The organism is Algibacter ulvanivorans (assembly GCF_048381495.1).
Lineage (GTDB): Bacteria > Bacteroidota > Bacteroidia > Flavobacteriales > Flavobacteriaceae > Algibacter_B > Algibacter_B ulvanivorans.
Genome location: NZ_JBLWGD010000004.1, coordinates 110583 through 128089 on the forward strand (window position 1 = coordinate 110583; position 17507 = coordinate 128089).

At 31.4% G+C, this 17507-nt stretch carries 19 protein-coding genes; 8 read left to right on the forward strand and 11 right to left on the reverse strand.

Features of this window, described 5'->3' with window-relative positions:
• Positions 1-86: 86 nt before the first annotated feature.
• The 4 genes from ACNG5D_RS10960 to ACNG5D_RS10975 all read left to right on the forward strand — a co-directional run bounded on the left by ACNG5D_RS10960 (position 87) and on the right by ACNG5D_RS10975 (position 6145).
• A complete protein-coding gene (locus tag ACNG5D_RS10960; RefSeq protein ID WP_418183564.1) occupies positions 87-1220 on the forward strand; it encodes a T9SS type A sorting domain-containing protein in 1134 nt (377 codons plus the stop codon).
• Between the two features lie 93 nt (positions 1221-1313).
• The gene (locus ACNG5D_RS10965; protein ID WP_418183565.1) at positions 1314-2339 is read left to right on the forward strand and encodes a right-handed parallel beta-helix repeat-containing protein; all 1026 of its coding nucleotides are present in this window, start codon (positions 1314-1316) and stop codon (positions 2337-2339) included.
• A gap of 1 nt (position 2340) precedes the next feature.
• Complete coding sequence (locus ACNG5D_RS10970) at positions 2341-3318, forward strand: T9SS type A sorting domain-containing protein (protein WP_418183566.1); 978 nt, start codon at positions 2341-2343, stop codon at positions 3316-3318.
• 250 nt (positions 3319-3568) lie between these two features.
• Complete coding sequence (locus ACNG5D_RS10975; RefSeq protein ID WP_418183567.1) at positions 3569-6145, forward strand: T9SS type A sorting domain-containing protein; 2577 nt, start codon at positions 3569-3571, stop codon at positions 6143-6145.
• A gap of 96 nt (positions 6146-6241) precedes the next feature.
• Here the strand turns inward: ACNG5D_RS10975 and fbp are convergent, their stop codons facing one another.
• Positions 6242-7246 (reverse strand): class 1 fructose-bisphosphatase, encoded by a 1005-nt coding sequence (gene fbp, locus ACNG5D_RS10980; protein WP_418183568.1) that lies wholly within the window; start codon positions 7244-7246, stop codon positions 6242-6244.
• Between the two features lie 122 nt (positions 7247-7368).
• Here fbp and ACNG5D_RS10985 point away from each other — a divergent pair, with 122 nt between their 5' ends.
• The 4 genes from ACNG5D_RS10985 to ACNG5D_RS11000 all read left to right on the forward strand — a co-directional run bounded on the left by ACNG5D_RS10985 (position 7369) and on the right by ACNG5D_RS11000 (position 12081).
• Positions 7369-7848, forward strand: coding sequence for a GNAT family N-acetyltransferase (locus tag ACNG5D_RS10985; RefSeq protein WP_418183569.1), 480 nt, complete (start codon positions 7369-7371; stop codon positions 7846-7848).
• 1 nt (position 7849) lies between these two features.
• Complete coding sequence (locus ACNG5D_RS10990) at positions 7850-9106, forward strand: aspartate kinase (protein WP_418183570.1); 1257 nt, start codon at positions 7850-7852, stop codon at positions 9104-9106.
• 43 nt (positions 9107-9149) lie between these two features.
• Positions 9150-10979 carry a GNAT family N-acyltransferase gene (locus tag ACNG5D_RS10995; protein ID WP_418183571.1) on the forward strand — a complete coding sequence of 610 codons (1830 nt, stop codon included), beginning with the start codon at positions 9150-9152 and terminating at the stop codon, positions 10977-10979.
• A gap of 559 nt (positions 10980-11538) precedes the next feature.
• Positions 11539-12081, forward strand: a complete 543-nt coding sequence (locus tag ACNG5D_RS11000) for an outer membrane beta-barrel protein (protein ID WP_418183572.1) — start codon at positions 11539-11541, stop codon at positions 12079-12081.
• Positions 12082-12155: 74 nt separating this feature from the next.
• On the opposite strand, the gene ACNG5D_RS11005 is transcribed toward ACNG5D_RS11000, so the two are convergent.
• From ACNG5D_RS11005 to ACNG5D_RS11050, 10 genes are all read right to left on the reverse strand, one after another.
• Positions 12156-12767: an arsenate-mycothiol transferase ArsC gene (locus ACNG5D_RS11005; RefSeq protein WP_418183573.1), complete on the reverse strand. Its 612-nt coding sequence runs from the start codon at positions 12765-12767 to the stop codon at positions 12156-12158.
• A gap of 26 nt (positions 12768-12793) precedes the next feature.
• Positions 12794-13300: a DUF6428 family protein gene (locus ACNG5D_RS11010; protein WP_418183574.1), complete on the reverse strand. Its 507-nt coding sequence runs from the start codon at positions 13298-13300 to the stop codon at positions 12794-12796.
• A gap of 55 nt (positions 13301-13355) precedes the next feature.
• Positions 13356-13679: an ArsR/SmtB family transcription factor gene (locus tag ACNG5D_RS11015; RefSeq protein ID WP_418183575.1), complete on the reverse strand. Its 324-nt coding sequence runs from the start codon at positions 13677-13679 to the stop codon at positions 13356-13358.
• 83 nt (positions 13680-13762) lie between these two features.
• Complete coding sequence (locus ACNG5D_RS11020) at positions 13763-14239, reverse strand: YtxH domain-containing protein (protein WP_418183576.1); 477 nt, start codon at positions 14237-14239, stop codon at positions 13763-13765.
• A 109-nt stretch (positions 14240-14348) separates the two neighbouring features.
• Positions 14349-15113, reverse strand: coding sequence for a sulfite exporter TauE/SafE family protein (locus tag ACNG5D_RS11025; RefSeq protein ID WP_418183577.1), 765 nt, complete (start codon positions 15111-15113; stop codon positions 14349-14351).
• Positions 15114-15133: 20 nt separating this feature from the next.
• On the reverse strand, positions 15134-15520 hold the full coding sequence (locus ACNG5D_RS11030; RefSeq protein WP_418183578.1) for a VOC family protein: 387 nt from the start codon (positions 15518-15520) through the stop codon (positions 15134-15136).
• 17 nt (positions 15521-15537) lie between these two features.
• Positions 15538-15909: a VOC family protein gene (locus ACNG5D_RS11035; protein ID WP_418183579.1), complete on the reverse strand. Its 372-nt coding sequence runs from the start codon at positions 15907-15909 to the stop codon at positions 15538-15540.
• Between the two features lie 18 nt (positions 15910-15927).
• The gene (locus ACNG5D_RS11040) at positions 15928-16386 is read right to left on the reverse strand and encodes a DUF1801 domain-containing protein (protein WP_418183580.1); all 459 of its coding nucleotides are present in this window, start codon (positions 16384-16386) and stop codon (positions 15928-15930) included.
• Between the two features lie 6 nt (positions 16387-16392).
• Positions 16393-16899, reverse strand: coding sequence for a DUF4199 domain-containing protein (locus tag ACNG5D_RS11045; RefSeq protein WP_418183581.1), 507 nt, complete (start codon positions 16897-16899; stop codon positions 16393-16395).
• A gap of 161 nt (positions 16900-17060) precedes the next feature.
• Positions 17061-17471: a response regulator transcription factor gene (locus ACNG5D_RS11050; protein ID WP_418183582.1), complete on the reverse strand. Its 411-nt coding sequence runs from the start codon at positions 17469-17471 to the stop codon at positions 17061-17063.
• Positions 17472-17507: the final 36 nt, after the last annotated feature.

Consider the following 17507-nt stretch of genomic DNA (forward strand, 5'->3'; position numbering starts at 1 on the left):
AATTTTACCAATATTACAGACTATTTATATCATGGTAATGCTATTTTTTTCTTGATATATATAAACGACTCTTTAAACTATATAAAATGAGGCAAACTTTACTTTTTTTATTCTTATTTATAACCTTAAATAATTACTCGCAAACCACAAATTTAATAGAAATACCAGAGGTATGGGAAATTGATTTTTGGAATGGTTCTAACTGGAGTTTAACATCTCAAACTACATTTACTTTTAATAACAGCTGCTTGCCCACAGAAGGCTTGTCAAAATTTGTAGATTTTGGAGGTAGTAACACATTAGAAAATGCTTCGTTTTTAACCATAACTTATAACACCAACAATTTACCTACTGAATCTATTAACCATTTATGGAATGAAGATTCTAACACCTGGGAAGACCAATTAAAAACAGAATTTATTCATACAGGAACAAATTTAACAGAAAGTATAAATTACGATTGGCTTAATGATGATTGGGAACTTAGTAATAGAGAATTAAATACTTTTAATACCTCCAATTTAATTACCGAAACCATATCTCAAAACAGAAACGAAACAAATACAGCATGGGTTAACATATCAAGAACAGAAAACACATACAACCCAAACGAAACCCTAAATATTATTACAACCTATACTTGGAACACGACTAATAATACATGGGTTAATAACACAAGAGAAACACATACTTATACAGGAAACAAATTAACCACCGAAGAGTCTGACTCTTGGAATGGAAGCGCTTGGGAAAACGACAGATTTAGAAATTACACTTACGATAGTAATGATTTTTTAATTGAAATTTTAGAAACCAAATGGAACGGAAGCACTTACGAAAACGAAAATCGTACTTTAAGAACCAATAATACCGATGGTTTCCCTACCGAAATGATTACTCAAAGTTGGTTTTTAGGAACTTGGACAAACGGTTCGAGAGATAGAAGAACTTACCCAGATTGCGAATCGCTTTCAACAAAAAAAATAACAAAAGAAGCATTTAGTTTTTACCCTAACCCTGCTAATTCTAGTTTAACAATAAACTTTAAAACCAAAGGCTTAATATCTATAATCGATTTAAATGGGCGCATACTAAAAACTTTAAATATTAAAGATAATATACATACGCTAGACACCTCAAAAATGGCAAATGGCATTTATCATTTAATTTTTAAAAACCATAATATACAAGAAGTAAAACGCCTTATTATAAATAGATAAAACACTCCATTTATGTTAAAGTAACATTTAAAAATATTACAAAACATAATTTAAAATATGCTATTAATTAATCCTTTTTTAAAATCAAAAACAATGAAAACAAAATTATCTTTTTTAGTCGCAGCTTTGCTAATTACATGTATAGCAAACGCTCAATCTATTATTACTGTAGATAACTCCAATGGAGCAAATGCACAATACAGCGATTTACAAAGCGCCATTTCGGCTGCTAGTAGCGGAGACATTATTCAAGTACATGCTTCTGAAATTAATTATGGAGATATTTCTATTGATAAACCTCTTACGCTTATTGGGTTTTCTCATGGAGATGCCGATAAAAAAACTTCAGTTGATGAAATAAATTTACTAGACAACACATCTAACTTAACCATTTCTGGGTTTCATATTACAAATGATATTAATGCATTAAATGATACCGTAGAAATAACAAACCTAATTATAGAAAACAATAATATAGATGGTACCTTTTGGTCTGGAAGCTCGCGTGCAGGAGTAAACAACATGATTTTTAGAGGCAACATAATATATAGGGTTGGAAGCAACACAACAACATGGCTAAATTATACAAACGCCACTTTTAGCAATAATATATTTACAAATTCTTTATATGTTGATTTTCATGAATCGACTACCATTAAAAACAATGTATTTATTAATGCTTCGCATCCAGTAAACGTTAGTAATTCTAGTGGCGATTTAGAAATTCAGAACTGTATTTTTATAGAATCTTCTAGCGCTACTTTAAACATAAACTCTGATGGTGTAGTTTACGATAACTGCTTAACCTATAATATAGGCTCTGGTAGTTATTCTACCCTAAATGGAAACAATAACCTTAACAACCAAAACCCAAACTTTATAAGTGTTACTGGTGGCGTATTTAATTCTGAAACAGACGACTACCACCTACAAGCCGGATCGCCAGCAATTGGGTCTGGTGTTGGCGGAATAGACATGGGAATTTATGATGGTAGTGCGTTTACTTTTAATAATTTAGGCTATACAAATGGAATTCCAACGGTAAAAATAACCGACATTACAGATAGAATTGCTCCTAACGCTACGCTTACAGTTACAATTAACACCAACGCCAATTAAGATGAAACGTATTTTATTTTTAGCCCTTACTTTGTTTAGCTATCTCTGTATAGCTCAAAGTATAACATCGGCCGAATATTTTTTTAATACCGATCCTGGCGTAGGTAACGGCACCCCTTTAGTAACAAACGCCAACACAGGACAACTTACGCAATCCTTTAATATTGCTACAGTTGGTCTTCCTGAAGGGTTTCATAGCCTTTATATTAGAACCCTTAATAGTGAAAACAATTGGAGTTTTTACGACAGACAAAGTTTTTATTTAAAAAGCTTTAATACATATACTATTACTGCGGCAGAGTATTTTTTTAACACCGACCCTGGTGTAGGAAATGGTAATGCATTAGCTGTTAATAGTAATTCAGGGCAATTAACCCAAGTATTCTCTATACCAACCACAACATTATCAGAAGGGTTTCATAGTTTTTATTTAAGAACACAAGACAATGCTAATAACTGGAGTTTGTACGACAGACAAATAATATATATTAAAGATTTTGATATCTCTCCAGATGAAGTTTCTAATGCCGAATATTTTATAGATTCGGATCCAGGAGTTGGCAATGGCACAGCAATAACATTTAGTGATGCATCGCAAACCTCGCAAGTACTAAATATAAACTCTACAGGTTTAGCAGAAGGAGACCATGTGTTTTACATTCGTGTACAAGACACAAATGGAGACTGGTCTATATATGATTCTGCAAACTTTACTATAGATGGTAATTTGAATGTTGAAAACAGCTTGTTTAAACTCACTAAAATTTATCCTAAACCGTTTAAAAACACCCTTAATATTAGTACGCCAAATAGTATAGAGGTATCAAAAATTGAAATTTACAATACATTAGGACAAACCGTTTATTCGAGTTTAGAAAACCAAAAGACCTTACAATTAAACCATCTTAAAAACGGTATTTACATACTAAACCTAAAAACAATTTCGGGCGAAGCTTCTTTTAAAATAATAAAAAAGTAAACTATTATAAATGCAATTATTACCAACAATAATTGAGGGATTAAAAAAAATGCGAACCTTAAAGGTTCGCATTTTTAACTAAATTTTCATATCGCTTTTAGTTGTTACAAACTATTTTTTTAATCCTATTAAAACCAACACTCAACTAAACAATAAATTATTACAATTCAACGATTTAACTTCATTTTTTAATGTGTTTTTTTGAATTTGTAATTACAATTTTATGCTATTAATTAATTCTTATTAAACTATGAAGACAAAATTACTCTCACTTTTACTATTCTCCATTTCTTATTTAAGTATTTCGCAAACAACAGCAATACCCGATACTAATTTTGAACAAGCCTTGATTGATTTAGGTATTGATAGCGATGGTATTATAAATGGGCAAATTTTAACTAGTGATGCTGAGTCTGTAACAGGAGAACCTGGTTTATATTTAGCTAATAAAAATATTAGTGACTTAACAGGTATAGAAGCTTTTGTAAATGCTTTTGATTTAGAATGCCAGAATAATAACCTAACTAATCTAGACATAAGTAACCTTCAAAATCTTTTTTATTTTAATTGCTCAAATAATAATTTAAGTAGTTTAAATGTTAAAAATGGGCAAAATGATAATTTGCCAGATCATGCATTTAATGCATTAAACAACCCTAATTTAACATGTATTCAAGTAGACGACGCCAACTACTCCAATAATAATTGGAACAATATAGATGGAGGTGTTAGTTTTTCTGAATCCTGCTCTAGCATTCCAACAACAGATATTCCTGATTCTAATTTTGAACAAGCATTAATCGATTTAAATATTGATAGTGATGGAATAATTAACGGTAAAGTTTTTACTGCAGATATTTCTAACATTACTTATTTAAATGTTTCTTATAAAAGCATTAGTAATTTAACAGGAATTGAAGATTTTGCAGCATTAAACGAGCTTTATTGTCAAGGAAATAATTTAACAACTTTAAATTTTGAAAGTAACACACAGTTAAAAAAACTACATTGTTATTCAAATAATTTATCTGCTATAAACCTTAACAATAATAGTTTATTAGAAGAAGCTAATTGCAATAACAACTCAATACTTAACATTGATATATCTAACAATACCCTATTAAAGGAATTTCAAATTTCTGGTAGCCGATTAACATCTATAGATATAAGTAACAATGGTTTACTAGAAGTATTTTCCTGTAGTGCTAATCAAATAACAACTTTAGATCTCAGCAATAATACTAATCTTATAACATTAGATTGTTATTTTAATGAAATTTCAACTTTAAACATTAGTAATAATTTACAATTAAAAACGCTTAAGTGTGGCTCAAATAATTTAAATAGTTTAAATATTAGTAATCACTCACAATTAGAAGAATTAGATTGTAGTCGAAACATAATTCAAACTTTAGATATTAGTAATAATAATTTATTAAAAGTATTATGGGTTGATAGTAATCAATTAACGACTTTAGATATTAGTAATAATACTTCTTTAGAAGTTTTAGGGTGCCAAAACAATCAACTAACCTCTTTAAATGTTGAAGCCCATGTAAACTTAAAGGAATTATTATTTGCTGTTAACCAAATAACCACTATAGATGTTACTAACAACACACTCTTAGAGCGTTTTCAATGTCAAATAAATCAGTTAAATTCACTAGACATAAGCAATAATACTCTTTTAAACGACTTTAATTGTGGCGGGAATCAATTATCAAGTATTGACGTTAGTAATAACACCTTACTTGATATCTTTTGGTGTGCTGATAATCAATTAACAGACTTAGATGTTAGTAATAACCTACAGTTAAGTTGGTTAAACTGTGGCGAAAACCAATTAGAATATCTAGAACTTTCTAATAACACAATGTTAGAGTCAATTGAATGTTACAACAATCAATTAACTTATTTAAATGTTAAAAATGGTAATAATGCTTCCTCTAACTATTTTAATACAGCCAACAACCCAAACCTAGCCTGTATTACTGTTGATGACCCTACATACTCGACCACAAACTGGACAAATATAGATTCGCATACAAGTTTTAGTGAAGACTGCGGTATTGTATGGACATCAAACTCTAACGATTACGAAAGCTTTACTGCCATTGATACAGATGGCGATACCTTTAGCTGGAAAACACAAAACGGTAATATTTCGGCAAAAGGATTAGTAAGCAGTACTAGTTTTTTCTCTGAATCTTATAATTCTGCAACCAATACGCCTTTAAGCCCAGACAACTCATTAATTACCCCAACTGGCGAAATAACAATACCAAATAATGTATCTTCAATTACTTTTAAACTAAATGTAGAAGCATCGAGCGCCGCTAGGCCTGCCGAACATTTTGCCGTTTATGTTTTCGATGAAGCTTTAGGGCAATCGTTTGATAATAAAATACACGAAGAAACCTTAACTGTTGGTGGCTCTGGAACGGCTAAAGATGTTACGGCTTCCATACCTGTTTCATTTGCAGGAAAAAATATAGGTATAATAATAAGGCATTATAACACTATTGGGCAAGACAAACTTTATGTAGATGATTTTGAAATTAGCTACGAAGCGTCTACACTATCTAGCAAAGTTTCACAAAATTTAAACTTTAATTTATATCCAAATCCAACTAAAGATTATTTATTTATTACTTCCAAAGTAAGTACATCTTTTACTTTAACTAATATTAATGGTCAAGTTTTAAAGCAAGGTATAATAGAAAAAGGTGCAAATAATATTAATCTATCTTACTTTAAAAACGGATTGTATTTTTTAAACCTAAAAACAAACTCAGGAACTTTAAGCAAAAAAATACTTAAAAAGTAAACTATTGTAAATGCAATTATTACCAACAATAATTGAGAGATTTAAAAAATGCGAACCTTAAAGGTTCGCATTTTTTATATTAATCTTCTTTATTAACTATGCGTTACGCATAAATTCTTCGGCTTTTTTAACCATGTTTTTACTACCGCAAATAAACGGAACACGTTGGTGCAATTCGGTTGGTTCAATATCCATAATTCGTGTAAAACCATCACTTGCTAAGCCATTAGCCTGCTCTGCCAAATACGCCATAGGATTACACTCGTACAACAGCCTTAACTTTCCGTTTGGGTTTTTAGAGCCTTGCGGATACATGTATATCCCTCCTTTTATCATGTTTCTATGAAAATCGGATACCAACGACCCAATATATCTAGACGTATAAGGCCTATCGTCTTCTTCTTTTTGGCAATACTTTATATAGTTTTTAATACCAAGTGGGAAATCAAAATAATTACCTTCATTAACCGAGTATATATTACCATCTAAAGGAAACTCCATTCTTGGGTGCGATAAGTAAAACGACCCAATAGCAGGGTTTAAGGTAAAGCCATTTACGCCATCGCCAGTAGTATAAACCAACATGGTAGACGTTCCGTAAACCACATAACCCGCAGCCACTTGTTCACTACCTTTTTGTAAAAAATCTTCAAGTTTAACAGGCGTACCTACGGGTGTAACACGTCTGTAAATAGAAAAAATGGTTCCTACCGAAACGTTTACATCTATATTAGACGATCCATCTAAAGGATCAATTAATACTATATATTTATTTTGATGATTTTCATCTTGGCTATTAATACAAATAAAATCGTCTTCCTCTTCACTAGCAATTCCGCAAACAATATTTCTATTGGTAAGGGTTTGAATAAACTTGTCGTTAGCATAAACATCTAACTTCTGTTGGTCTTCACCTTGAATATTAGTATCGCCAGCTTTACCAATAATATCAACTAATCCAGCTTTATTAACCTCATGGTTTACCACTTTAGCAGCCAATCGAATAGAGTTTATAAGGCTTGATAATTCTCCAGAAGAGTATTGGAACGATGCTTGGTTTTCAATAATAAATTCCCCTAAGGTTTGCATTTTTTGAGCCATAAATATTGGTTTTGTTTCCTACAAATATCTATAAATTTTAACAAACTACATCGTTTTCGTTACACATATATACTTTTAAATAAACAACTTTAAACTATCTTTGACTTACTTAACTATAAATTATGGAATTCACAATTAGAAGTGCTAAAAAAGAAGATATGTCGCAAGTGCATCAATTAATAAACGAATTGGCTATTTTCGAAAAAGAACCTCATGCTGTTGAAGTAACTGTACAAGATTTACAAAACGATGGTTTTGGTAAGCAGCCAGCTTTTCATTGTTTTGTAGCAGAAGTAAATACTAAAATTGAAGGCATTGCTTTAATTTACAACCGTTACTCTACCTGGAAAGGTAAAATTATTCACCTAGAAGATTTAATTGTTAGTAATGCCATGCGCGGCACCGGTTTAGGCACAGCACTTTTAGATGAAGTTATAAAACACGGGCATAAATTAGGCGTAAAACGTATTAATTGGGAAGTTATAGATTGGAACGAAAAAGCCATTGCTTTTTACGAAAAAAAAGGCGCTAAAGTATTACGCGATTGGGATGTAGTTTGGTTAGACGAAGCTGGTATTAAAAATTATGTAGCAAATTTATAGCATGCAAGTATTTAAGTTTGGTGGCGCATCGGTAAAAAACGCAAATGGCATAAAAAATTTAGCAGCGGTATTAAAAAAAGTGGGGTATAAAAACACTCTAATTGTAGTTTCGGCAATGGGTAAAACTACAAATGCTTTAGAGCTTGTAATAAAAAACTATTTTGAAAACAAAGCCGAATTACAAAGTGCGCTTCAAGACGTTAAAAAATATCATAACAACATTTTATTAGATTTATTTGATAACACAAACCATATTGCATTTAAAAAAACAACCAACTTGTTTAATGAATTAAGCTACTTTTTAAAAACCAACAAATCGCCCGATTACAATTTTGTTTACGACCAAACTATTGGTTTTGGCGAGCTCGTTTCTACAACCATAATTAGCGAATATTTAAACCTTATTGGCATAAAAAACAATTGGGTTGATGTAAGAACACAAATAAAAACCGATAATTATTACAGGCGTGCCAATGTAAACTGGAAAGACACCCAACAACTTATTACAACACACTTTAACACCTCAATACTTAATATTACACAAGGGTTTTTGGGTAGCGATGCAAACAATTTTACAACCACACTAGGTAGAGAAGGTAGCGATTACACAGCTGCAATATATGCCTATTGCTTAAATGCCAATAGCGTAACCATATGGAAAGATGTTCCTGGTGTTTTAAACGCCGATCCGCGTTATTTTGAAAACGCTCAACTTTTAAACAAAATATCGTATCGCGAAGCTATAGAATTGGCCTTTTATGGCGCCTCTGTAATTCATCCTAAAACATTACAACCACTACAAGGTAAAGAAATTCCTTTATACGTAAAATCATTTTTGCATCCCGAAAAAACAGGCACACAAATAGGGAAAAACGAAACCTTAGAGCCTTTAATTCCTTGTTTTATTGTGAAAAAAAATCAAGTACTAATATCATTATCATCTCTTGATTTTTCTTATATCGTAGAAGAAAACATTAGCGATATATTTAACCTATTACACCAATATAAAATGAAAGTAGATGTTATACAAAACTCGGCCATTAGTTTTTCGGTTTGTGTAGATAATATGTATAATAACCTTGAAAAACTATTACAACACTTAAAAGCAAAATTTAAAGTAACTTGCCACGAAAATGTATCGTTATATACAATACGGCATTATAACCAGTTGGCAATAAACCAAATAGAAACAGGTAAAAACATACTATTAAAGCAACTTACACAACAAACTGTACAAATAGTAGTTAAACCTAATTAATTAAGCAATTGGTATAAATAGTTTATTTACTACATTTACACTCATGGGTAAACAACAAGATATAGGATTAGTTAGTGCAAAAGAAGTTGCAAAAGCCATTCAATTAGACAAATACGGCTTTATTGGCACCTTTATAGGTTGGCTTTTAATGAAAACCCTTAAAATATCTACACTTAATAGAATTTATAAACGCCACAAACACTTAAACGATTTACCGTTTTTAGATGCCATTTTAAACGATTTTCAAATTAAATTCGAAATTCCAGAAGCAGATTTAAAGCGCTTACCAAAAGATGGTGCGTATATAACCATATCTAACCATCCGCTTGGCGGCATAGATGGTATTTTACTATTAAAATTAATGCTAGAACAACGCAACGATTTTAAAATTATAGCCAACTTTTTACTGCATAGAATTGTACCTTTAAAACCCTACATTATGCCTGTTAATCCTTTTGAGGACAGAAAAGATGTAAAATCAAGCATAGCAGGTTTTAAAAATGCCATATTGCATATAAAAAATGGGCATCCGTTAGGTATTTTCCCCGCAGGCGAAGTCTCTACCTATAGAGATGGCAAACTAGTTGTAGACAAACCTTGGGAAGAAGCAGCCATGAAATTAATTAAAAAAGCCGAAGTGCCCGTAGTACCCATTTATTTTCATGCTAAAAACAGTAAATTATTTTATAAACTTTCTAAAATTAGCGACACCTTTAGAACCGCCAAACTACCATCAGAACTATTAACCCAAAAACGCCGAACCATAAAAGTAAGAATAGGAAAACCTATATCTGTAAACGACCAAAAAGAACACGGTACCCTTAAAGAATTCTCAGAATTTTTACGTCGCAAAACCTATATGTTATCTAATGCTTTTGAAGACAAATCGAAAATTTTAGACAATATTTCGTCTACCTTAAAAACACCTAAAATACCCAAAAATATAGTAACACCAGTCGATAACAAATTAATGGTTGCCGAAGTAGATGCATTAAGAAAAAACGACTCTCGATTACTAGAAAGTAAAAATTACGAAGTATTTTTAGCCCAAGCCAAAAACATACCAAATATACTACGAGAAATTGGGCGTTTAAGAGAAATTACATTTCGCGAAGTAGGCGAAGGCACCAACGAAGCTATAGATTTAGATGCCTTTGATAATTACTACCACCACATGTTTTTATGGGATAGCGAAATCAAAGTGCTTGCCGGTGCGTATAGAATGGGCTTAGGCTCTAAAATTTTTGCACAATTCGGAATAGATGGGTTTTACTTACAAGATCTATTTCGTTTTGAACCCGAATTGTATAAAATGATGAGCGAATCTATAGAAATGGGGCGTGCTTTTATTATAAAAGAATACCAACAAAAACCCATGCCTTTATTTTTACTCTGGAAAGGCATAGTACACACCACATTACGCCACCCAGAACACAAATACTTAATAGGCGGTGTAAGTATAAGTAACCAATTTTCAAACTTCTCAAAATCATTAATGGTCGAGTTTATGAAATCGCATTACTACGACCCTTACATTGCGCAATACGTACACCCTAAAAAAGAATTTAAAGTAAAACTAAAAGATGCCGACAAAGACTTTGTTTTTGATGAAGCCGAAGCCGATTTAAATAAATTCGATAAGTTTATTGACGAGATAGAACCAGGCGCATTACGCCTACCCGTATTACTAAAAAAATACATAAAGCAAAACGCACGTTTAGTAGCATTTAATGTAGACCCCTTATTTAATAACTCGGTAGATGGCTTAATGTATATACGCATAGCCGATTTACCAGAAAGCACCGTAAAACCAGTAATGGAAGAGTTTCAAGCAGAGTTAGAGCGTAAACTTTTTGATAATAATAACAATTAAACACCAACGCAACTAAATTAAAAAATACTCATTTGGGCGTTACCACAAAGGTCGGGCTTTCACTACTCGCTGCCTCCTAGCGTCGGCGAGCTTAAACACACCGTTCAATCCCTAACGCAAAAACTATAGTACCTAAAAAAACAAATCCAACATACAATTGTAAAACCATATAATGCTGTATTTTCTTTAAAAAAACTACGAGCAAACCAAAAATTTTGTACGAAAACCTTGCGTGTTTTGTTTTTTTTTTTTCATATTTACAGCGTTCAAAACAGATGGCTTGTTTAGTCTATGCAAAAAATGTGTTGCGAGCAATTTTAAGAGTACTCTATAGCTAGCGCTAGTTTTTTATTAAATTAAATACAGATTTAGACCCCTGTATTTTTTATAGACTAACCACAACCACCAAAAACTTTTTATAGACCATTTTTTTTATAGACTGCAAAAGCAAAAAACGTTTAGGTTATTTGTATGCAGTAACAATTTACCTTGTAAATAATAATTTTATTTACAAGGCAAAACAACTATTGCTAATTTTTAACCTATTAATATTAACAACATGAAAACATTAACATTATTTTTCTTAATTGTATTTACAACATTATGTTCTGTTAACGCCCAAATTACCGAAGGCAATTGGATGGTTGGGGGTGATGCACATTTTACTTCAAATAATTTAAACGGAGATACATTTACCGAAATTAGGATTAACCCAAATGCAGGTTATTTTATTTTAGATAAACTAGCAGGTGGATTACAATTAAATTTGGATTTTACAAATACTACTCCAGATGAAAGTAACAATACAGCTTCTTTCTATGGGTTTGCTCCTTACGCAAGGTATTATTTTCTAAATACTCATAAAAGGATAAACATTTTTACTGAAGCCAGCTACTCATTTAGATTTGGAAATTATGGACGAGGAAATACTATTAATTGGAACGGCTATGGTATAAAAGCTGGTACAGCATTATTTTTTAATAATAGTGTGGGTATTGAGTTTTCCTTAAACTATACAGACACTAGTAGAAAGGCCGATAACTATAGAGTTAAAACTCTAATAGTTGGTTTTGGTTTTCAAATACATTTAGAAAAGAAGTAATTAAATTTCAAAAAAAACCGTAACATGTATTTTTATAGCAGGTTACGATTTTTTTAATTTTCATCTTTAAAAAACTAGTTTAAACTAGAAAACACATACTTCATTTCGGTAGCAATTTGTAAACTTCTATTAAAGTAGGTTTCTGTTTGTTGTGGTGTTCCGTCCGATGCTTTTGGATCTTCGTAGGTAATAGCAATACGTTTATCGCTTCCTAACACAAAAGGGCAACCACCATCGGCCGAAGAGCACGTCATTATTGCCGCAAACCCTGATGCTGGATTAAAAGCATGGCTAAATTGTTTTGAAAAAGCAATAACCGAAGGTTCGTTTTCAGAAAACTTTATACTGTAAACAGGGTTTTCAGTTTCCGATAGTTTTACAATACTAAACCCTTGATTATTTAAAGTTTCGCTAACCTTTGGAAACATAGCTGTAGCCTCTGTACCACCCGAATAACAAACCACATTATTAACATTAAAATAAGCTGCCATAGCTTGCGCCCAAACTTGAGTTAAATGGCTACGACGCGAGTTATGCGTGCAAATAAAATTTAAACGTATTGGCTTATTCGCTTTTACCTTATCTTTTAAATAATCTATTAACGGTTGTAAAACTATTTTTCTGTTTTCAGTAATTTCAGATACCTCTAAGGCTTTTATAGTTTTAATAATGGTTTTATATAACATAGTAATATATTTCTATTTTTAATTAACTAACAACAATTTCCGTCTGGCGAGCAACAAGGCTCGTCATTATTAACTGGTTCTAATATATTTTCTAATTTTTCTGGAACACCACAAAGCGCTTTAGCTTTACAGTCTGTTTTTTTAACAGCCAATTTAATGGTTAAGTTATTTCCTAATATTTCAAAATCGTTAACAAAAAGTTGTGCCGTATGAAAGGTTTCGTTACTATACTCAAACTTAACTTCAGACTCTAAATTATAAGGCTTCATAGTACCTACTTTTTTTAGAATAGCTAATGCTTTATAGGCGCTCATAAATTCTGTTTTGCCTTTTTCAAGAGGGCTTTCCCATAGTTGGATAATGGTTTCGTTCCATGCACTAGTTTGCGACCCGCAATCTACAGCATCAACAGCTATGTGTTTTACTTCTGTTATATGGTAATTTGCACCAACCAAAGTATTTGGCTTATATTCAAATAATAAAGCCTTATTTTTATGTTGTTCTAAAACCTTAAATAATTCTTGTGTTTTCATAATATTATAAATTTATTTTTTGCTTGTTTTATAATTTCTAAATGCCAATTATTAACTAACAGCAATTAGATTTAGTTTTATTGAAAAAACCGTTTAATTGTTTTTGTATTTCGGTCCAACGTTCTACATTTATACAGTAACACATGCTTTTTCCTTCTACTTCGCCTTTTAGCAAACCAATACTTTTTAGCTCTTTTAAATGTTGAGAAATAGTGGCTTGAGCCAGACCAATTTCCTCTACCAAATCGTTACAAATACAAGTGTTTTGGCTGCTTATGTATTGTAAAATAGCAACACGTGCAGGGTGACCTAACACTTTAAAAAATTGCGACAAATCGTTTTGTTGTTCTGTAAATATTTGTGTTTTTGTAACTCCCATTTTTATTATTTATATATTGCAATATTACGATGATAATGTGAAATAAAAAAGCCAAAATCTTTTTTTTTGGCTTTTTTGGTATTTTATAATGATTTAAACCAATTTTGAAAATGCTCGCCCAAAACAGGTGTTGGTTTTTTTTCGCCACTTAAAGCACCTATTAAGCTTAACCCCCATAATACTAGCATTACTAAATTTAAAATCCAACCTATTACGGGTATAAACATAAATACAAAACCTAAAATAATTAGTCCTAACATTTGCCTAATGTAGTACGAGCCCAATTCAGATTTATTATTGTTATTCATGACCAAAGCAATTATCCAACCTATTAAAGTAATGTGTGCTATAATAGCAATATTTTTACCATCGCTTAATACGTCTTTGGCATCATCGGCAAATTCCGAAGCGGTTTCTTTGGCTTCGTTTGCAAAGGCTTTTGCTTTTTCTTTAGCATCATCGGCTATTTCGCTAGCTTTATCGGCTGCTTTTTTTGCACCTTCTTTAGCATCTCCTAACATATCATTTAGGTCGTCGCTTAAATTTTTTTCATCAGACATTTTATGTTCTATTTTTTTGGTTATCCTGTAAAATTAATAAAAAAATAATAGCTTTATATTTATATGTCTCTTAACTTAACATTATGTTACATAACCCTTTAGTTAATATTTATTTAAACAACATAACCAAACCGCCTAAAGCTGTTACTAATAAAATAAAGCGTCTGTAATTTACATTAGAAATAGATTTAACAATAAAAGCGCCAAGAAAAAAACCTATAACTACTGCAGGAATTAGTATCGAATTTAAAGCCAATGTTTGTGGTGTAACGGTTTTCCATACAAATATGTGAAAAGGCAACTTAAACACATTTATAATAAAAAATAACCATGCTGCTGTACCAATAAATTCGTTTTTAGGAAAACGCATGGCCAAAAAATAAATGTTTGAAATTGGCCCAGCAAGATTACCTATCATGGTGGTAAAGCCTGCTAAAAATCCTGTAATTATACCAAATAGTTTGTTTTTGGGTACCGTATTAGATTTTCGGTTTTCGGTATAAAACATAATACCAACAGAGGCTATAATTATAACTGCCATAAGGCGTTTAAAAACAAGCTCGGAAATATCATTACCAATCCATACGCCAACTAAAACACCAACAATCATCCAAGGAATTAGCTTTTTTATAATATGCCATTGGGCATGACGGTTGTAATAAATAACAGCAAAAATATCGGCAAAAATTAACATAGGAAGCAATACACCTGTTGATGCTTTTTCGCCAAAAACAAAGGCAAGAACAATAACAATTATAATACCTATGCCTTTTATTCCAGATTTAGATAAACCTAATAAAAAAACTGCAAAACCAATAGCTACCCATTGCATTGCAGTTAAATTGTACGATTGAAGTAAGTTTATATAAGTCAAAAATTAATTTTAAAACTAAGTTACAAAAAAGCTTTATCTACAGGTTCCCAAAGTTCTATTTTATTACCATCGTTATCTAGAATCCAACCAAATTTTCCGTATTCATATTCTTCAACTTCGCCAACTATAGTTACACCTTCGGCTTTTAACACTTTAAGTAATTCGTGTAAATTTTCTACACGGTAATTAAACATAAAATCTTTTTTGGATGGTTCGTAATACTTGGTGTCTTGAGAAAACGGACTCCATTGTGTAGAGCACTTTTCGCCAGCTTCATTTTTCCACCAAAAAGTGCAACCGTAATCGTCTGTATTAAATCCTAAGTGTTTTTTATACCAATCTTTAGTTGCCTTTGGATTTTTGGTTTTAAAAAATATTCCGCCAATGCCTGTTACTCGGTTTTTCATGGTGTTACATTTTATTGTTATACATGCTGATCTATAAGAATAGTATTTCCATCGGGGTCGTACAGTACAAAACTTGCTGGCCCAGAGGTATTTTCATCGGCTTCTTTTTCAATTTTTATATGGTTATTTTTTAAGTGTTTTTGGATAGCTCTAACATCATCAAAATCTTCAATTTTATTAGCATTTTCGTCCCAACCCGGATTAAAGGTTAAAATATTTTGCTCAAACATGCCTTGAAATAAACCAATAAGCGCATTACCGTTTTTCATGATAAGGTAATTGTTTTTAATATCTCCGGCAAATACACTAAAACCTAGCGTTTCGTAAAATTGTTTTGATGCATTAATGTCTTTTACACTTAAACTTGTAGAAAAGGCTCCTAGTTTCATAATTCATTTTTTATGTTATTATCTCTTTTTTAGTGCAGACTCGTAAATGGTTATCCATTGTTTTACCGATAATTTTTCACAAAGTTCTGCAATTAAATTTAGCGGTATATCGTCAATATTTTTAAATCTAATGCAACTTTTACCCATATCTAGTTTACGTTTACAATGTTTGGGGTATTCTGCAACAAACCAATCATGAATTTCGGGTACGGCATAAATACCACTATGGTATAGGTTTATGGAGTTTTTTTGTGATGCAAAACTCATAAAAGGCAAAGGCTCTTTTGGGTTACAATGGTAACCATTTGGGTAAATGGTATGTGGTACAAAATATCCTATCATGCCATATTGAATACCTTCTTGAAAACCTTCTGGTAAATGGTTATTAATAACAGAACGCAGCTTTTTTAAAACGGGTTGGCGCACTTCTGGTACTTGATTTATGTATGCTTCTGGTGAGTTGGCTTTATATTGCATGGTAAACTATTTACGTTGTAAAATTAATCCTGAAACTAAACTTATTATAAACCCCAAAATCGTTACAGAAGCAAACATCATAAATGCCATAAAGCTTGGGCTACCATAATCTTCCATTTGCTGCGTTAATTCTGCTGTTTTTATTTTTAGCTCTTGAGCAGATAACGTGTTTTCCATTTTTTTAACAGAATACTCTAAATACTGGGTAGCAAAATCTGGGTTTATGTAAGAGGTATAAATATAATCGAAAAGAGCAACACCAATAGCCGAAAACAGCGCTATAAGCATACCTATTCCTATAGCTTTTCCTAACGATACTTTTCCGTTGTTTACTTTATCGCGGTAGTGTTTAATACCAAAGTAAACAAATAGCAACGAAAGTATCATGGCGGTGTAGCCTATAAGCTCGCCATAATCAAAATCTACTCCCATTCCAAAAAGAAACGGTAAACCAAATAATACAAAGCCACTTAATAAGGCGTAAAGCCCAAACTTAATTACTGTATTTTTCATTTTAATTATCTTATTGATTAGTAAAACCAAAGGTAGGACGATAGGTAGCATTAAGGCTCATACTAAAGTACTAAATTGCTAATACTTTAGTTGTAAAGCTAATAAAAATACTTAGTCAAGACCATTATAAACTTAACCGAAATTAAAAAGCTTTTTACAAATTATATAATATTAAGGCTTTTAGATATTTGAATGGCTTGTGTACGGCGTTTTGCATTTAACTTAACAAATAGGTTAGATACATGCGTTTTTATAGTACTTTCTGATACACATAACTTATTGGCAATTTCTTGATTTGATAATCCTGAAGCGACCTCTTTTAAAACTTGATATTCTCGTTTGCTTAAACCTAAGGCTTCTACTTTTTTTAAATCTATTTTATTATTTGAAGCTGTATTAGGCCTTAGTGTTTTTTTATTAATGTATATGCCTATTACAAAAAAGGTAATAGCAACCAAAGCCATAACATATTCGCTTTTAAAGTTACCGCTTATTATAGTATACTTACTAAATTGAAATAAAAGCAATAATGCTAAAATAAGTAGTGAAAAAACAAGAATGGTTTTTTTCATGTTTTAAAATTAATAAAATGGCTAGAAATTATCTTA

Excerpts from the sequence above, each read along its gene's own strand:
- ACNG5D_RS11005 (WP_418183573.1), bottom strand. The coding sequence starts at position 12,767 with ATGTTATATAAAACCATTATTAAAACTATAAAAGCCTTAGAGGTATCT.
- ACNG5D_RS10985 (WP_418183569.1), top strand. The coding sequence starts at position 7,369 with ATGGAATTCACAATTAGAAGTGCTAAAAAAGAAGATATGTCGCAAGTG.
- fbp (WP_418183568.1), bottom strand. The coding sequence starts at position 7,246 with ATGGCTCAAAAAATGCAAACCTTAGGGGAATTTATTATTGAAAACCAA.
- ACNG5D_RS11020 (WP_418183576.1), bottom strand. The coding sequence starts at position 14,239 with ATGTCTGATGAAAAAAATTTAAGCGACGACCTAAATGATATGTTAGGA.
- ACNG5D_RS11045 (WP_418183581.1), bottom strand. The coding sequence starts at position 16,899 with ATGAAAAATACAGTAATTAAGTTTGGGCTTTACGCCTTATTAAGTGGC.
- ACNG5D_RS10960 (WP_418183564.1), top strand. The coding sequence starts at position 87 with ATGAGGCAAACTTTACTTTTTTTATTCTTATTTATAACCTTAAATAAT.
- ACNG5D_RS11010 (WP_418183574.1), bottom strand. The coding sequence starts at position 13,300 with ATGAAAACACAAGAATTATTTAAGGTTTTAGAACAACATAAAAATAAG.
- ACNG5D_RS10970 (WP_418183566.1), top strand. The coding sequence starts at position 2,341 with ATGAAACGTATTTTATTTTTAGCCCTTACTTTGTTTAGCTATCTCTGT.
- ACNG5D_RS10975 (WP_418183567.1), top strand. The coding sequence starts at position 3,569 with ATGAAGACAAAATTACTCTCACTTTTACTATTCTCCATTTCTTATTTA.
- ACNG5D_RS11050 (WP_418183582.1), bottom strand. The coding sequence starts at position 17,471 with ATGAAAAAAACCATTCTTGTTTTTTCACTACTTATTTTAGCATTATTG.
- ACNG5D_RS10995 (WP_418183571.1), top strand. The coding sequence starts at position 9,150 with ATGGGTAAACAACAAGATATAGGATTAGTTAGTGCAAAAGAAGTTGCA.
- ACNG5D_RS11015 (WP_418183575.1), bottom strand. The coding sequence starts at position 13,679 with ATGGGAGTTACAAAAACACAAATATTTACAGAACAACAAAACGATTTG.
- ACNG5D_RS10965 (WP_418183565.1), top strand. The coding sequence starts at position 1,314 with ATGAAAACAAAATTATCTTTTTTAGTCGCAGCTTTGCTAATTACATGT.
- ACNG5D_RS11030 (WP_418183578.1), bottom strand. The coding sequence starts at position 15,520 with ATGAAAAACCGAGTAACAGGCATTGGCGGAATATTTTTTAAAACCAAA.
- ACNG5D_RS11000 (WP_418183572.1), top strand. The coding sequence starts at position 11,539 with ATGAAAACATTAACATTATTTTTCTTAATTGTATTTACAACATTATGT.
- ACNG5D_RS11035 (WP_418183579.1), bottom strand. The coding sequence starts at position 15,909 with ATGAAACTAGGAGCCTTTTCTACAAGTTTAAGTGTAAAAGACATTAAT.
- ACNG5D_RS11040 (WP_418183580.1), bottom strand. The coding sequence starts at position 16,386 with ATGCAATATAAAGCCAACTCACCAGAAGCATACATAAATCAAGTACCA.
- ACNG5D_RS10990 (WP_418183570.1), top strand. The coding sequence starts at position 7,850 with ATGCAAGTATTTAAGTTTGGTGGCGCATCGGTAAAAAACGCAAATGGC.